The following is a 14,684-nucleotide window of genomic DNA, read 5'->3' as shown; positions in this document are numbered from 1 at the left end:
CTCTCTTTCTCTCCTGCGGTACCCGCCTGAGCTGGCCCGGAAGTCTGGCACTAGGCCACGGCTCTGCCGTACGCACACATGCGCGTCCGGCAGTGGAACGGATCAAGGTCACACTGCGCTCGCAGGAGCGTATGCGAACGGGTGTGACGTGACAACCGCGGTTCTTCCCCCTGAAACCCGCCGCGCCGGACGAGTTGCAAGGGCCTTCATGTATCTGTACATCGCGTTACGGTTACGACCGTTACGTAAACGTGATTTGGAATACAGTTTTGTGATTTTCCTAGCGGGGACGCTCGGGTGGCATCTCCAAACCGCAGCGCTGGATCTCGTATGCGGGCACCCGGTCGATGCGATACCCCGCGTAGTGGAACGCCCGTTTGAGGTTGCGGATGAACAACTGGCGGGTCAACTCACCCCGCGACGACGCCAGCAACTCCTGAGTGTCCGGACAGGTCAGCGCGACCTGCGCCTGCGCCACCCAGTTCTCGTCGAGATACCAGGGCATCCACGGATGCTGATCGACCATGCCCGTGTCGGCGACCACCCAGTCCGGGTACAGGGCCTTGTCGTGACCGATGCGTCCGTCACCGAGGCGCTCGGTGTGAGCCGCCAGCGGGTAGGCGAGACCCATCTGGTCGATGACCTTCACATCCAGACCGACATTCATGCTCGTCATGCCCAGATTCAGGAAGTACACCGTGTGACCTGCCCCGCCCTCCGGAATCGGCAGCGGCGGCGGCACCAGATCCCAGTAGGTGTAGTACGCCGCGGGCAGCAGCAGACCACCGTCGGGGTTGTTGTTGATCGTCTCGACCATCGCCCGCATCCGCGGATAGTCGAGGTAGTCCTCGGCCCGGATCGGATGGTCGCGTCCGGTCCCGAGCATGTAGAAGTTCCGCTCGTCGACGATGCCGGACTTACCGACGAACGTGCCGTTCGGCATGCCCTGCGCGGTCGAGGCGACGATCGCCCACACCACGACTGCAATCCAGGCCAGCGATCCCGCGGCGAACACGGCGATAGCCGGGGTCGAGCCCCACTGGTCGCGCCGCGGCACCCGCACCGGCAGCACGGCGATCGGGAGGATCAAACAGAACAGCACCGGCAGCAGGACGCGGCCGTGCATGAAGTCACCACCGACCCGCACCGAGTAGATCCCGAGCAGGATGCCGGTGCCGACGAACAGCGCGATCACCGCCGCGGGGGTGTGCAGGCGCGCGAGTCCGGTGACGCCGGAGCCGTCGCCGGGTCGCCCGAGTCCGTAGCGCCGGTACGCCAACCACCCCAGATAACCTGCGAGAACGGCGAGCGGAAGCCACAACCAGTACGGACCGACGAGGTTCCACAGGTAGGTCATGCCCTGCGACCACTTGGCGCCGCCCGCATCCTTCGACACGGCGGTGTTCGGGTAGGGCAGGCCGTAGTAGCCCATCCGCCAGATCTGATAGCCGACCGGCACCGCACCCGCGACCGCGACGATCGCCACCCGACGCCGCCACGACCCCGGTGTGAGAAAGATCATAAGGAGGACGAGCCCGGCGAGCATCACCATCTCGGGACGCACCAGCGGACCGAGACCGGCGATGAACGCCAGGATCAGTACACGCGTGGTGGACGGCTCACGCTGTGCCCACTGAACCATCAGCAGCCACAGCAGGCCGATCCAGAAGATGACGAGGCAGCTCTCGAGTCCGGACGTCGCGAAGTCGCGCGCCGGGGGAACGGCGATGTAGACGAGGGCGCCCGCGGGGAGAAGCAGCAATCCGGCACCGGTCCTGCCACCGCCGGCCCGCCAGAGGGAACCGGTCCCGACCATCGCCAGCACGATGGCGGCGACGGACAGGACCAGCGCGAGGGTGAGGACCACGTACTCGAGGCGGATCTGCGTGATCCAACCGAACGCGTAGACGAGGTAGGTCCACAGGGTGCTGGTGTTCGCCTCGACCCGCTCACCCGCGTTGAACACCGGACCGTTTCCGGCGAGCAGGTTGCGGACGGTCCGCAGCACGATCAGTCCGTCGTCGGCGATCCAGCGACGCTCCCAGGCACCCCAGAAGAACAGGGCGCCGGTGAGCGCGATCCCCGCAACGTAGACGAACCGGGCAACGGTCGACGACACGGACTCCGACGTGCCGCGATCAGGGATCGCGACGTCGTCGGCCCGCGTCGTGTCAGGCGATGTAGACAGCGACACCCACCACTCCGATCCACGCGATCGCGAGGACTTGGAGCACCCGGTCCCGGAAGGCGATCTCTTCGGGTTCGCCCGCTTCTCCGCCGTCGATGTCGACGGCGTACCGCAGGATCGCGATGGTGAACGGGATCATGGAGACGGCGAACCAGTTGGAGCCCGTCGCCTGGTCACGTTCGAAGGCCCACAGGCCGTAGCAGATCACCACGGCGGTCGCGGCCAGCGTCCACACGAAACGCAGGTACGTGGCGGTGTAGTACTCGAGCGACTTCCGGATCTTCGCGCCGGTCGACTCGGCGAGCGACAGTTCCGCGTAGCGCTTGCCCGCCGCCATGAACAGCGAGCCGAACGCCATGATCAGTAGGAACCACTGCGAGAGCGGGATCTCGGCGGCGACGCCACCGGCGATGGCCCGGAGCAGGAATCCCGACGACACGATGCAGATGTCGAGGACGGCCTGGTGCTTGAGGCCGAAGCAGTATGCGAGCTGGATCGCGATGTAGACGGCCATGACGAGCGCCAGTTGCCAGTTCGCGAGGAACGACAGGCAGATCGATCCGCCGAGCAGGGCGACCGCCATCGTGTACGCCAGGTTCACGGGCAGAACGCCGGCGGCGATCGGGCGGAACCGCTTGGTCGGGTGTGCGCGGTCCGCCTCGACATCCATCGCGTCGTTGACGAGGTAGATGCCGGACGCCGCCATGCAGAACACCACGAAGGCGAGCGCGACCGGCATCAGGACGTCGGTCTCGGTGACCGAACCGGCGGCCAGCGGCGCAGCGAGCACCAGGACGTTCTTCACCCACTGACGCGGGCGGAGCGCCTTGACGATGCCGGATGCCAGGGACTTCGGCGGTCCGGCGACCTCGGTCGGGTGCTCGCTCATCTCTCTCCAAACTTCTGTTCGGCACGCAGAACCACTGCGGCCGAGGCAGCTCCGAGGGCGGACCCCGCGAGCACGTCGGTCGGGTAGTGGACGCCGAGCACGAGCCGCGATAGCAGCATCGGAGGCACCAGCACCGCGGGCAAGGGTAGCCCGGTGAGCCGGCCGAGCAGCACCGCGGCAGCCGTGGTGGACGTCGCATGCGACGACGGGAAGCTCAGCTTGCTCGGCGTCGACACGTTGACCTGCACCGACGGATCGTTCGGCCGGGGGCGTCGGACGACGCGCTTGATCACGATGGACGCGGCGTGGGCGCCGACTGCGCCCACCGCGACTCCGGCCCACTGCCTGCGCCGCGGCTTGTCGAGTACGGCACCGACACCGGCGACCGCGATCCAACCGAGCGCGTGCTCACCGAAATGGGACATGCCGCGCGCGGCCTTGATCACTGCGGGTTCGGCGCCGATCGTCGACTGCACCCGGTTCAGGATCCTGACCTCAGATGCCGAAGACACTCTCCCACCTCTCCTTGCTGGTCAGCGCAGGCACGGCGGCCGCGTACTCGTCCTTGAGTGCAGGGAAGCGCTGGGCGAGTTCGCGGCGCAGGCGCATCGCCTCCTTGAGCAGTCCCCACGCCTGGCGCGGGTCGCGCTTGCGGTAGACGACGCCGCGCCCGTCGGCGGTGGTGACGGTGACGCCGTCGACCTGCGAGAGCAGGAACCAGCGGGCGTCGATGGTCGGCACGTTCAACTGCGGGCGCTCGTGGTGTTCCTCGTGCGCGGGCTTCGCGTTGTGGACGAGTCCCTTCCCGAGGCGGACCAGCTTGGCGAGCGGGTTGCCGGGGTCACCGACGGCGCCGACACCGGCGCCGGACGGCAGCGGCAGCTCCGTCGACGACGGCAGCACGACGGCGTCCGGGTACTCCTTGCGCATCGCGTGCACCTGGCCGAGCGCGGTCGGCAGCAGGTCGAAGATGTGCTCGGGGCCGCCGAGGAAGTCGCGGATGGCCTGGTTCTGGATCGCGACGGTCGAGTACTCGAGGCACAGCAGGTGCTTGAGGGTGGCCTTCACCGTGTTGACGACGAGCCCGCGGCCGTTGCCCGGCATGTGCAGCGACGCGACGACGAGACGGTTGCGCAGGTGGAAGTAGGCCTGCCAGTCGATGGCGTCGTCCTTGTCGGACCAGGCCATGTGCCAGATCGCGGCGCCGGGCATCGTCACCGTCGGGTAGCCGGCGGCGCGGGCGCGAAGTCCGTACTCGGCGTCGTCCCACTTGATGAACAGCGGCAGCGGCTGCCCGATCTCCTCCGCGACGACGCGCGGGATCATGCACATCCACCAGCCGTTGAAGTCGACGTCGATGCGGCGGTGCAGCAGTTTCGAGTTCTCGCGGTCGCTGAGCGGGAAGCGGGAGAAGTCGTGGTCGTACTCGACGTTCGGTGCGGCCGACCACATGAAGATGGACCGGTTCACGACCTCGCCCATCGTGTGCAGGTGGCTGCGTTCCTGCAGGTTGAGCATCTGGCCGCCGACGAGCATCGGGGACTTCGCGAAGCGGGACATGGCCAGCGCACGCAGGATCGAGTCGGGCTCGATCTCGATGTCGTCGTCCATGAACAGGATGTGCTCGGCGGAGGTCGTCTTCAGCGCCTCGTACATGACGCGGCTGTAGCCGCCCGAACCGCCGAGGTTCGCCTGGTCGTGGATCGCGAGGCGGTCGCCGAGCACGGCGGCAGCTTCGGCGAAGCCGGGTTCGTCGCGGACCTTGCGGGTGCCCTGGTCCGGGATGATGACGGCGTCGATCACGTCCAGCACCAGCGGGTCGGCGCCGAGCGCCGTCAGCGCCTTGACACAGTCGGTGGGCCGGTTGAACGTCGGGATGCCGAGGGCGACGCGACCCGAGCCGGGCGCCTCGATCGGGGCGTACCACCCCGCGGCGACCAGTTCGACGTCGGTGTCGGTGGTGATGTCGAACCAGATCCAGCCGCCGTCCTCGAACGGCGCGAGCTCGACCTCGAACTCCACCAGTGCAGACGTGCCCTCGCCACGGAATTCCTTGCCCTGCACGTGAATCCGCGAGGAATCCGCCTTCGAGCGGTACACGTCGACGCGGCCGTGCCCGACCAGCTCCAGCCGCAGCACGACCGTCTTCAGGATCGTCCAGCGCCGCCAGTAGCTGGCCGGGAAGGCGTTGAAGTAGCTCGCCATCGACACCTCGGACTCCGCGACGAGCGAGAGGGAGGTGCGGGAGAGCGAGTGCGCGCGACGCGAATTGGTCGGCGATTCCTCCAGGTACAGGGTACGCACGTCGAGCGGCTCACCCGGTCGCGGCAGGATGACCCGCTGCAACAGGGCCTTCCCGAGCAGTTCCTGATCGCCGAACAGGGTGTCCTGCTCCAGCAGGTGCTTCGGGGTCATGCCTCGACCCCGCCGCCGAGAGGGGCGCCGGACTCGAGGTGCGCGCGCAGGGTGTTGTCGAACATGCTCAGCGCGCTCGCGATCGCCATGTGCATGTCCAGGTACTGGTAGGTGCCGAGCCGGCCGCCGAACAGGACCTTCGCGTTCTCGGTCTCGGCCTTCGCCCGCGCCCGGTACGCCTCGAGCTTCGTCCGGTCGTCGGGCGTGTTGATCGGGTAGTAGGGCTCGTCGGTGGACTCCGCGAACCGCGAGAACTCGCGCATGACGACCGTCTTGTCGGCCGGGTAGGTGCGTTCGGGGTGGAAGTGACGGAACTCGTGGATGCGGGTGAACGGCACGTCCGCGTCGTTGTAATTCATCACCGGGGTGCCCTGGAAGTCGCCAGTCGGCAGCACCTCGGTCTCGAAGTCGAGGGTGCGCCAGCCCAGCTCGCCATCCGCGTAGTCGAAGTAGCGGTCCAGCGGCCCGGTGTAGACGACGGGGGCGTCGGGGCTCGCGGCGCGCAGCTCGTCGCGGACGTCGAACCAGTCCGTGTTCAGCCGGACCTCGATGTTGTCGTCCTTCGCCATGTTCTCCAGCCACGCGGTGTAGCCGTCGACGGGCAGACCCTCGTAGGTGTCGTTGAAGTAGCGGTTGTCGAACGTGTAGCGGACGGGCAGCCGGGTGATGTTGCCCGCGGGCAGGTTCTTCGGGTCCGTCTGCCACTGCTTGGCGGTGTAGTCGCGGACGAACGCCTCGTAGAGGGGGCGACCGATCAGGGAGATCGCCTTCTCCTCCAGGTTGGCCGCGTCCTTGGTGTCGAACTCGGATGCCTGCTCGGCGATCAGGGCGCGGGCTTCGTCCGGGCTGAAGTACTTCCCGAAGAACTGCGACACCAGACCAAGGCCCATCGGGAACTGGTAGGCCTGGCCGCCGTGCATCGCGAAGACGCGGTGCTGGTAGTCGGTGAACTCGGTGAACTGGGTGACGTAGTCCCAGACGCGCTTGTTGGAGGTGTGGAACAGGTGCGCCCCGTACTTGTGGACCTCGATGCCCGTTTCGGGCTCCGCCTCGGAGTAGGCATTGCCACCGATGTGGTGCCTGCGGTCGAGGACGAGGACCCGCTTACCGAGCTGCGTCGCGGCCCGCTCGGCGATCGTCAGTCCGAAGAATCCTGACCCGACGATGATCAGGTCGTACTGGCCGGAGGTCACGGAGTCTCGAGATACAGAGGTCACGGGCAACCAGGGTATCGGACAGCGGCGGTGCCGCTTGTGTGTGCTGTCGGCGGCACCGCTCGTGCATGGCGGCTCCGCCGCTCGTGCGCGGTTTCCGGGTCCGGGGACCCCGAATCGCGCACGAGCGCGAAGCGCCTACTTCATGTATGTGCGCAGGGCGTCGCGGACGAACTCGGCACCCGCCCGTCCGCCGTAGTTGGCGGCGAACCGCTCGTCGTCGACATACATGTCGGCCAGGCCGAGCACGTATTCGCGGACCGGGGCCCTGCTGTGTCCGGGAGTGGAGCCTGTGGAATGACCCGACCAGGCTGGTGTGCCCGGCACCGACGACAGCCACTGGACGTGCCTGCGAGCCAGGTCCTGCGCGTGCGCGCTGTCGGGCGCGACCCCGGACTCGGCGGCCGCGATCCAGTCCTGCGAGAGGCGCGCCACGTCGGCTTTCCAGTCGCGGCGCTGCGCGTCGTCCATCGACGTCCACCAGCGGTTGCCGTCGGCGTACGCCTTCGTTCCCCAGCGCTGCTCGACCTCGTCCTTGTACTGGGTGTGCTCGAACCCGTCGAACATTTCCTCCGCCATGAGCGGTTCTCCCTTCTCGGTTCGGTACAGGGTGGTTCGGACGGCGTCGATCTGCCGTCCGAGCCGTTCGCGCTCGCGTTCGAGCAGGTCGAGGTGGGTCTCCAGAGCCGAGGCGGCGTCCTGCCTGCCGGCGAGAACACCGGCGATCGCGGTCAGTCCGAGCCCGAGGTCGCGGAGCAGCAGGATCCGCTGCAACCGCAGGAGCGAGTCCGCGTCGTAGTAGCGGTACCCGTTCGACCCGATCCGGCTGGGTTCGAGCAGCCCGCGGTCGCCGTAGTGCCGCAGCGTGCGACTGGTGACGCCGGCCGCCCTGGCCAGGTCCTGTATCGACCATTCCTGCATGAACCCAGCGTGCACATTGACGCTGCGTCAATGTCAAGGTGCTTCGGGTCCCGTGTGGTCCCCCACGGACACACCGGCGGCGGAGCCGCCTAGCCTGGCGACGTGAGCCTCGACCTCGACGCGTACCTGACCCGGATCGGTTTCGCCGGAGACCGGGCGCCGACCCGCGCGACGCTGGACGCCATCGCGGCGCACCACACCGCCGCGATTCCGTTCGAGAATCTCGACCCGTTCCGCGGGGTGACGAACCGTCTCGACCTGGAGTCGCTGCAGGCGAAGCTGGTTCGCGGCGGGCGCGGCGGCTACTGCTTCGAGCACGGACTGCTGCTGCGGGCGGCGTTGCGGGAGATCGGGTTCAGCGTCACCGGGCTCGCGGCCCGCGTCCTGTGGGGCTCCGCGGACCTCGACGCGCTCGCCCCCCGCACCCACATGCTGCTGCTCGTCGACCTCGGCGACGAGCGCCGCGTCATCGACACCGGGTTCGGCGGCATGACGCTGACCGGGACGCTCCGCCTCGAACACGACACCGAGCAGCCCACGCCGCTCGAACCGTTCCGGTTGGTCAACCTGCACGGCGACTGGGCGATGCAGGCCCTCGTCGGCGGCCGGTGGCGCACCACCTACCGCTTCGACCTGCATCCCCAGCACGCCGTCGACTACGAGCCGACGAACTGGTACCTGTGCACGTGGCCGCAGTCGAAGTTCGTCACGACGCTGATGGCGGCGCGCGCGACCGCGGACTGCCGCTACGCGCTGGCAGGTCGCCGGCTGACGGTCCATCATCTGGACGGACGGACGGAGCGGCACGAGCTCGCCGACGGCGACGAACTGCGAGTGGTTCTCGAACGCGACTTCCGCATCGACACATCGGCCCTGCCAGGGCTGGACGAGGCATTCGCCAAACTCGACCGATGACTTCGGCAAGCCTTCCTTTGCTGGTGACGGACGTGGCGCGTCGCTAGCGTCGACAGTATGGATTCGGTTGAGCGACAACGCACCGAGGACGAACCTCGGGAGCCGGAAGCGTCGGGGCAGGGTCTGAACGCGAAGCTGAACTGGCTACGGGCGGGTGTGCTGGGCGCGAACGACGGCATCGTCTCGACCGCGGGTCTGGTGGTCGGTGTCGCGGCGGCGACGGTGGACCGCGGACCGATCCTCACCGCGGGGATCGCGGGCCTCGCCGCGGGTGCGGTGTCGATGGCGCTCGGCGAGTACGTGTCGGTCAGCACGCAGCGGGACACCGAGCGGGCGCTGCTCACGAAGGAACGCGCCGAGCTGCGGGAGCTGCCGGAGCAGGAGCTGGAGGAACTGGTCGACCTCTACGAGGCGAAGGGCCTGTCCCCGGCGACGGCCCGCCTGGTTGCGGAGGAGTTGACGGAGCACGATGCATTCGCCGCGCATGCCGACGTCGAACTGGGTATCGATCCCGACGACCTCACCAATCCGTGGCAGGCGGCGGTGTCGTCGGCGATCTCGTTCACGATCGGTGCACTGCTGCCGCTGATCGCGATCCTGTCGACGCCGCCGCACCTGCGCATTCCGGTCACGTTCGTCGCGGTGCTGGTCGCGTTGGCGTTGACCGGCAGCATCAGTGCCCGCCTCGGCGGCGCACGCCGGGGTCGCGCGGTGGCGCGGGTGGTGATCGGCGGCGCCGTCGCGATGGTGGTGACCTATGTGATCGGTCAGGCGTTCGGCACGATCGCCTGACCGGGTACGAGTGCCGGCACCACGAACTGTTCGACCATGGCCCGCTCGTCGGCGTCATCGACACCGGGAACGGTCAGCAGCGAGACGATGACGCGAACGACCCACCGCGCCTGCCGCGGAAGTTCGGCGGGGTCGCCGCCCGCCGTGCCAGCGAGGAACGTCACTCCGAGCACTTCGATCACCTCGGAGGTGCTGGCGAGTTCGGACGCGATTCCGGCGTCCCCTACTGCGAACCAGGCGGCGAGAGAAGGCGTTTCACGAACCGCGCGAACCGAAGCGAGGATTGCGTCGGTGATCCGCTCGGCGGGGTCGGCGATGTCGGCTACCTCGGCTGCCACCTGCTCTCCCAACCGGCGCGCCTCGCGGTGCACGAACGCACGGTGCAACGCCCCACGACCGTCGAAGTAGCGGTACAGGGTGGCACGCGAACAGCCGGCAGCCTTGGCGATGTCGCCCATGCCGGTGGTCGCGACGCCGCGCTCGACGAAGAGCTCGGCTGCTGCGTCGAGGATCTTCTCCGCGGCGGCCTCGGACTTCTCGTCACGCAACCAGGTCACGGACGCACCCGGAACGGAACGTGCGTGGGCCTGCGAACGTAATTACCTGGAGCGTAGACGATTCCCTCGACATCGACCTCGAAGTCGGGGCACCGCGCGAGCAGTTCCTGGAGGGCGACACGCGCCTGCATGCGCGCGGCGGCAGCACCGAGGCAGTGGTGACCTCCGTGGCTGAACGTCATGATCTGCCGCGGCGCGCGCAGGACGTCCAGCTCGGCGGCGTCGGGCCCGTACATGCGGGGGTCGACGTTGGCGGATCCGTAGACCAACAACGTCTTTCGGCCTGCCGGGATGGTGACGTCGTGGAGTGTGACGTCGCGCGTGGTGGTCCGGGCGAGGCCCTGCACGGGCGAGGTCAGTCGGAGCAGTTCGTCGACGGCATCGGGGATCCGGGACGGATCCTCGAGCAGCAGCGCGCGCTGGTCGCGCCGCTGGGTCAGCAGTGCGGACGAGCCGCCGAGCATCCCGGTCGTGGTGTCGTTGCCGCCGGTGACCATGGTGAACGCGAATCCGAGGATCGACAGCATGCCTGCGATGTCGCCATCGGCGCCCATTCCCGCCGCGACGAGGTGCGAGATCGTGTCGTCGCCGAGCTCACCGGTCGCGGCGTCGGCATGCCTGCGAGCGATCAGTTCACCGAAGTAGCCCATCAGCTCCCCGACCGCGGTGGCCGCCTCGAGCGGGTCACCGACTGCGGTCGCAGCGACGATCGAGTCGGTCCACACGTCGAAGCGTCCCCGATCCTCTTCGGGCACACCCAGATAGTGCGCGACCACCATGCTCGGCAGTGGCTTGAAGAGTTCGCTGACGATGTCGCCCTCCCCCACCTCCCGCAGCCTCTCGATGCGTTCGACGACGAAGGCCCGCACCGCGGGTTCGACGGCCTCGACCTGCCGGGGCGTGAAGCCGCGGGCGACGAGCTTGCGGAAGTCGGTGTGCTGCGGTGGATCCTGCATGACCAGCGGCGGGTTGTCGCGCAGACCGATCTTGTCGAGTTCACCGTAACTGGTGGTCAGTCCGTCGGCGGACGAGAAGGTCTCGTGGTCGCGGGCGGCGGCGAACACGTCGGCGTGCCGGGTGAGCACCCAGTAGTCGTCCTGCGGTGCGCTCGCGGGAACGACGTGATGGACGGGGTCGTGGTCGCGGAGTGCCGCGTACATCCCGAAGGGGTCACGCCAGGTCTCTCCGGTCGGCGGCACGTACGCGGCCCGTCCAGACATTGTCGATGTCATGTCTTGAGAATGAGACAGATTTGAACTTATGTCAACGGATGAATCGGACATTGTGTGTTTCTCGGCGCACCAGTAATCTCTCGAAACAACTGAGACTGACTCGTCTCACATTTGATGCATCTGGGGGTTCGACGTGAAACAGTGGAGACTGTGGACTCGGCTCGGCCGGGCGACGACGGCAGTGGTCGCCGCCGTCACCCTGACCGCCTCGATCGGAGCCGGGACAGTGCTCGCACAGCCGGCGACACCGATACCGTTCGCCGGGCTACCCGTGCCGCCCGAGCTCGACCAGGGGTTCTACGCGCCACCCCTGGCCTCGTACGCGGATCTCGCGCCAGGCGACATCATCGCGTCGCGGCCCGTCACGGTCGCCAACCTCAGCCTGATCCCCGTCAACGTCGATGCCTGGCAGCTGTCGTACCGCTCGACCGACACGCGCGGGGAGCCCGTCGCCGCCGTCACCACCGTGCTGAAGCCACGCGGACCCGGCCGCGACAAGCTGGTCTCGTTCCAGATGGCAGAGGACTCCACGGCTCAGTACTGCGCCCCGTCCTATGCCCTGCAGCAGGGGTCGATTCCGGCACTCGTCACCGGCTCCGCGGTGATTCCGGCGGAGTTCCTCGCCGTGCAGGCCGCCCTCGCACAGGGCTGGGCGGTGTCGGTCCCCGACTACCAGGGGCCGAACTCGGCGTACGCCGCCGGCCCGCTCGGCGCCCGCCTCACCCTCGACGGCGTCCGCGCCGCAGAGCGATTCGATCCGCTCGAGCTCGCCGGCGACAACACCCGGGTCGGGCTGTGGGGCTACTCCGGCGGGGCCATCGCCACCGGCCACGCCGCCGAACTGCACCCGTCGTACGCGCCCGAACTGAACGTCGTCGGCGTCGTCGAGGGTGGCGTTCCCGCGGACCTGTCGGCCCTGCTGAACAACGCGAACAACGCTGCCCCGGCGGGCCTGGCGCTGGGCGCGGTGCTCGGCCTCGGGCGGGAGTACCCCGATTTCCAGCAGTTCCTCGACGAGCGGATGAACCCCCTCGGTCGTGCGTTGACGACCGTCAAGAACCCGCTGTGCGTCGCCTACCACGCGGCCCTGATTCCGTTCGCGAACAACAAAGAACTGCTCGACGTTCCGGGCGATCCGCTCGACGTTCCGGTCGTGCGATCGGTCATCGACCGCACGCGCATGGGCACGTCGGTTCCCACTGCCCCGATGTTCGTCTACCAGTCCAATCCCGACTGGATCGTGCCGGTGGGACAGGTGAACACGCTGGTCGACACCTACTGCCAGGACCCGTCCGCGCGCGTGCAGTACACCCGCGACCACTTCAGCGAGCACCTGACACTGGAGGTGACGGCCGCACCGACCGCGCTGCTGTGGATGCGGGATCGCCTGGACGGCGTCCCCGTCGAACCCGGTTGCCGCACCACTGATGTCGGCTCGATGGCCCTCGACCAGGCCGCCTGGCCCGCCTTCACCGACACCGTGGGCGAGGTCGTCGCGGGGTTGTTCGGCAGGCCGCTCGGCGCTGGACGCTGATCTCCACCGGTGGTCAGCGAGCGGCAGGGGGGCGCTCGCTGACCAGGGCGACCAGGATCGTGCTGAGCACCTCGACCAGATCCGTGAGGGGCGGCCGCGGATCGGTGATCGTCCATTGGTGTGCCAGGCCGTTGACGGCACCGATGAACGCCGTCGCGGACATCTCGTAGCCGCCGGGCGGGGTGACGTCGGGACCGACGAGCGCGGAGATCAACGTCTCGAACACGGTGGTCCACGCCTGCCGCCGCGCGAGCCGGTGCCGTTCGACGGCGTCGCTGACCCCGACTATCTCGACGAACGCGATCTTGGCGCGGCGCGCATCGGTCCCGACGGCGGTCACGTAGGCCGTCATGACCGTTGCGGCGGCACGCCACAGGTCGGTCTCCTCCGCGTCGTACGCGGCGGTCACTGCCGCGCCGGCCTCCCGGTGGATCTGGTCGTAGAGCGCGACCAGCACCTCTTCGCGGCCACCGAACTCCTCGTAGAACTGGCGACGGGACAACCCCGCCTCCGCGCAGATCGTGCTGATCGTGCTCTTCGCATACGACTGGTCCGCGAACACCGTCAGCGCCGCGTCGAGAAATCGGGCACGCCGCTCGGATCGCCGCTCGGCAACCGACCGGCCGCCGTAACTCCGACTCGACTGCGCAGCTGACACCAAGCGAGCCTAGACCGTCTCGGGCGGAACGTTCACCCGACCAACGTGCGGTAGACCGCCGTCTCGAAGTCCAGGTACCCACCGAACGACACCGCGTCGGCGAACGGCAGGATCTGGGTCCCCCAGATCCCGGCCACACCGTTGGTCCGATCGATCCAGTAGTACAGATTGGCCAGCCCGGCCCAACCGAGGGCACCCGCGGGACGCCCGGTGGGCGCCTGCTCGTCGTTGACCATGAAGGTGTACGCCCACGACTTCGACTGTCCCGGAAAGAATTCTGCAGGATTGGTGTACTCCGGCTCGACCGCGCGGAACGCGGTGATCTTCCGACCGCCCAGACCATCCAGGACTGCTGCCTGCACCGTCTCCGGCCGAAGCACCCGGCCTCCGGGCCCGTCGCCGTCGTTCAGCCACATGCGCAGGAACTTCGCGTAGTCGCCCACCGTCGAGTACAGGCCGTGTCCGCCCATGTGCTGCTCCGGATCCTGCGGGAGCACCATGTCATCGAGCGGCTCGAGTGCGCCATCCGAGCCCCGCTGGTGGATCGAAGCACGCCGCCCGGCCATCTCCGCGGTCATGGTGAATGCTGTGTCGTGCATTCCGAGTGGGGCGAAGATCCGCTCGGCCATCACCTCACCGAGTCGCTTGCCGCGTACCGCTTCGACCACCCTGCCGGCCCAGTCGATGTTGGTTCCGTAGCTCCAGCCGTCGCCCGGATCGAACAGCAACGGGGCCTGCAGCGCGGCGCGAGTCGCAGCGATCGGACTGACCAGGCCGTGTTCTGCGGCCAGCCGGTGGTAGGTCTCATCGAAGAACGGGTAGCCAAATCCCGCGGTGTGCAACAACAGCATTCGAGTTGTGATCGGGCGTTTCGGCGCCCTCAGGACGGGCTGCCCCGCCGGGTCGAAGCCATCGATCACCGCGACCGCGCCGAGTTCCGGCACATACGTGGACGCGGGAGCGTCGAGATCGACGAGATCCTCCTCGACGCACTGGAGCACACTGGTACCCGCCACCGCCTTCGTGGTCGAGAACATCGCGAGCACCGTGTCCGTCATCATAGGGGTACCGGTGGACAACGACTGCACTCCGGCGGCGGAGGCGAACCGCGTCGACTCCCGATCGGTGACCGCGGCAACGACTCCCGGTACACGGCCGGGAGCGTCAGCACTGGTGACCGCGTCCAGGATGGGTGGCAGGGCGGTGTCGAGCGAATCGCACGTGAGCATGTCTGTCCCTTCGTCGGAACGTCCTCGTCCGGACGTGACTGTGATGTCCGGCTGACGCTAGAAGCGCTGTGCCCGCGGTCACGTCTGCGAGCGGCAGCATCCGTCTGCGAGCGGCGGAATCCTCCCGGCCCGACTGGCGC

At 68.1% G+C, this 14,684-nt stretch carries 13 protein-coding genes; 3 read left to right on the top strand and 10 right to left on the bottom strand.

Annotated elements, in window-relative coordinates; genetic code table 11:
• Nucleotides 1-280: 280 nt before the first annotated feature.
• The 6 genes from zomB to RHCRD62_RS23960 all read right to left on the bottom strand — a co-directional run bounded on the left by zomB (nucleotide 281) and on the right by RHCRD62_RS23960 (nucleotide 7,627).
• Complete coding sequence (gene zomB, locus RHCRD62_RS23985; protein WP_301280734.1) at nucleotides 281-2,194, bottom strand: arabinofuranosyltransferase AftB family protein; 1,914 nt, start codon at nucleotides 2,192-2,194, stop codon at nucleotides 281-283.
• A complete protein-coding gene (locus RHCRD62_RS23980; RefSeq protein ID WP_050067288.1) occupies nucleotides 2,172-3,077 on the bottom strand; it encodes a decaprenyl-phosphate phosphoribosyltransferase in 906 nt (301 codons plus the stop codon). The genes zomB and RHCRD62_RS23980 overlap by 23 nt, the downstream gene beginning before the upstream one ends.
• The gene (locus RHCRD62_RS23975; RefSeq protein ID WP_050067287.1) at nucleotides 3,074-3,589 is read right to left on the bottom strand and encodes a phosphatase PAP2 family protein; all 516 of its coding nucleotides are present in this window, start codon (nucleotides 3,587-3,589) and stop codon (nucleotides 3,074-3,076) included. The genes RHCRD62_RS23980 and RHCRD62_RS23975 overlap by 4 nt, the downstream gene beginning before the upstream one ends.
• Nucleotides 3,573-5,492 carry a glycosyltransferase gene (locus tag RHCRD62_RS23970; RefSeq protein ID WP_050067286.1) on the bottom strand — a complete coding sequence of 640 codons (1,920 nt, stop codon included), beginning with the start codon at nucleotides 5,490-5,492 and terminating at the stop codon, nucleotides 3,573-3,575. The genes RHCRD62_RS23975 and RHCRD62_RS23970 overlap by 17 nt, the downstream gene beginning before the upstream one ends.
• Nucleotides 5,489-6,709 carry a UDP-galactopyranose mutase gene (glf, locus tag RHCRD62_RS23965; protein ID WP_050067285.1) on the bottom strand — a complete coding sequence of 407 codons (1,221 nt, stop codon included), beginning with the start codon at nucleotides 6,707-6,709 and terminating at the stop codon, nucleotides 5,489-5,491. The genes RHCRD62_RS23970 and glf overlap by 4 nt, the downstream gene beginning before the upstream one ends.
• Before the next feature lie 135 nt (nucleotides 6,710-6,844).
• Complete coding sequence (locus RHCRD62_RS23960; RefSeq protein ID WP_050067284.1) at nucleotides 6,845-7,627, bottom strand: MerR family transcriptional regulator; 783 nt, start codon at nucleotides 7,625-7,627, stop codon at nucleotides 6,845-6,847.
• Between the two features lie 102 nt (nucleotides 7,628-7,729).
• On the opposite strand from RHCRD62_RS23960, the gene RHCRD62_RS23955 reads away from it, so the two are divergent.
• Both RHCRD62_RS23955 and RHCRD62_RS23950 read left to right on the top strand, forming a co-directional pair.
• Complete coding sequence (locus RHCRD62_RS23955) at nucleotides 7,730-8,542, top strand: arylamine N-acetyltransferase family protein (protein WP_050067283.1); 813 nt, start codon at nucleotides 7,730-7,732, stop codon at nucleotides 8,540-8,542.
• 57 nt (nucleotides 8,543-8,599) lie between these two features.
• Entirely contained in the window at nucleotides 8,600-9,334 is a 735-nt protein-coding gene (locus RHCRD62_RS23950) for a VIT1/CCC1 transporter family protein (RefSeq protein WP_084734459.1), read from the top strand.
• Here RHCRD62_RS23950 and RHCRD62_RS23945 read toward each other — a convergent pair.
• Together RHCRD62_RS23945 and RHCRD62_RS23940 are read right to left on the bottom strand one after the other, a co-directional pair.
• Nucleotides 9,310-9,891, bottom strand: a complete 582-nt coding sequence (locus RHCRD62_RS23945; protein ID WP_050067282.1) for a TetR/AcrR family transcriptional regulator — start codon at nucleotides 9,889-9,891, stop codon at nucleotides 9,310-9,312. The genes RHCRD62_RS23950 and RHCRD62_RS23945 overlap by 25 nt on opposite strands.
• Nucleotides 9,888-11,123, bottom strand: coding sequence for a cytochrome P450 (locus RHCRD62_RS23940; RefSeq protein WP_050067281.1), 1,236 nt, complete (start codon nucleotides 11,121-11,123; stop codon nucleotides 9,888-9,890). The genes RHCRD62_RS23945 and RHCRD62_RS23940 overlap by 4 nt, the downstream gene beginning before the upstream one ends.
• Before the next feature lie 211 nt (nucleotides 11,124-11,334).
• Here RHCRD62_RS23940 and RHCRD62_RS23935 point away from each other — a divergent pair, with 211 nt between their 5' ends.
• On the top strand, nucleotides 11,335-12,657 hold the full coding sequence (locus RHCRD62_RS23935; RefSeq protein WP_253277478.1) for a lipase family protein: 1,323 nt from the start codon (nucleotides 11,335-11,337) through the stop codon (nucleotides 12,655-12,657).
• Nucleotides 12,658-12,670: 13 nt separating this feature from the next.
• Here RHCRD62_RS23935 and RHCRD62_RS23930 read toward each other — a convergent pair whose 3' ends face one another.
• Nucleotides 12,671-13,315 (bottom strand): TetR/AcrR family transcriptional regulator, encoded by a 645-nt coding sequence (locus tag RHCRD62_RS23930; RefSeq protein ID WP_050067279.1) that lies wholly within the window; start codon nucleotides 13,313-13,315, stop codon nucleotides 12,671-12,673.
• Between the two features lie 32 nt (nucleotides 13,316-13,347).
• The gene (locus RHCRD62_RS23925; RefSeq protein WP_050067278.1) at nucleotides 13,348-14,544 is read right to left on the bottom strand and encodes a methyl acetate hydrolase AcmB; all 1,197 of its coding nucleotides are present in this window, start codon (nucleotides 14,542-14,544) and stop codon (nucleotides 13,348-13,350) included.
• Nucleotides 14,545-14,684 lie beyond the last annotated feature (140 nt).

The sequence above is a fragment of the Rhodococcus sp. RD6.2 genome (assembly GCF_001040705.1).
In the GTDB taxonomy this organism is placed as follows: Bacteria; Actinomycetota; Actinomycetes; order Mycobacteriales; family Mycobacteriaceae; genus Rhodococcus_G.
Note: the sequence above shows the minus strand (reverse complement) of the source record. Positions and strands in the feature narration are given on the sequence as shown.

What these genes read in the sequence shown, in the direction of transcription:
- RHCRD62_RS23970 (WP_050067286.1), bottom strand. Translation starts at nt 5,492, where the DNA reads ATGACCCCGAAGCACCTGCTGGAGCAGGACACCCTGTTCGGCGATCAG.
- RHCRD62_RS23960 (WP_050067284.1), bottom strand. Translation starts at nt 7,627, where the DNA reads ATGCAGGAATGGTCGATACAGGACCTGGCCAGGGCGGCCGGCGTCACC.
- RHCRD62_RS23940 (WP_050067281.1), bottom strand. Translation starts at nt 11,123, where the DNA reads ATGACATCGACAATGTCTGGACGGGCCGCGTACGTGCCGCCGACCGGA.
- RHCRD62_RS23950 (WP_084734459.1), top strand. Translation starts at nt 8,600, where the DNA reads ATGGATTCGGTTGAGCGACAACGCACCGAGGACGAACCTCGGGAGCCG.
- RHCRD62_RS23980 (WP_050067288.1), bottom strand. Translation starts at nt 3,077, where the DNA reads ATGAGCGAGCACCCGACCGAGGTCGCCGGACCGCCGAAGTCCCTGGCA.
- RHCRD62_RS23925 (WP_050067278.1), bottom strand. Translation starts at nt 14,544, where the DNA reads ATGCTCACGTGCGATTCGCTCGACACCGCCCTGCCACCCATCCTGGAC.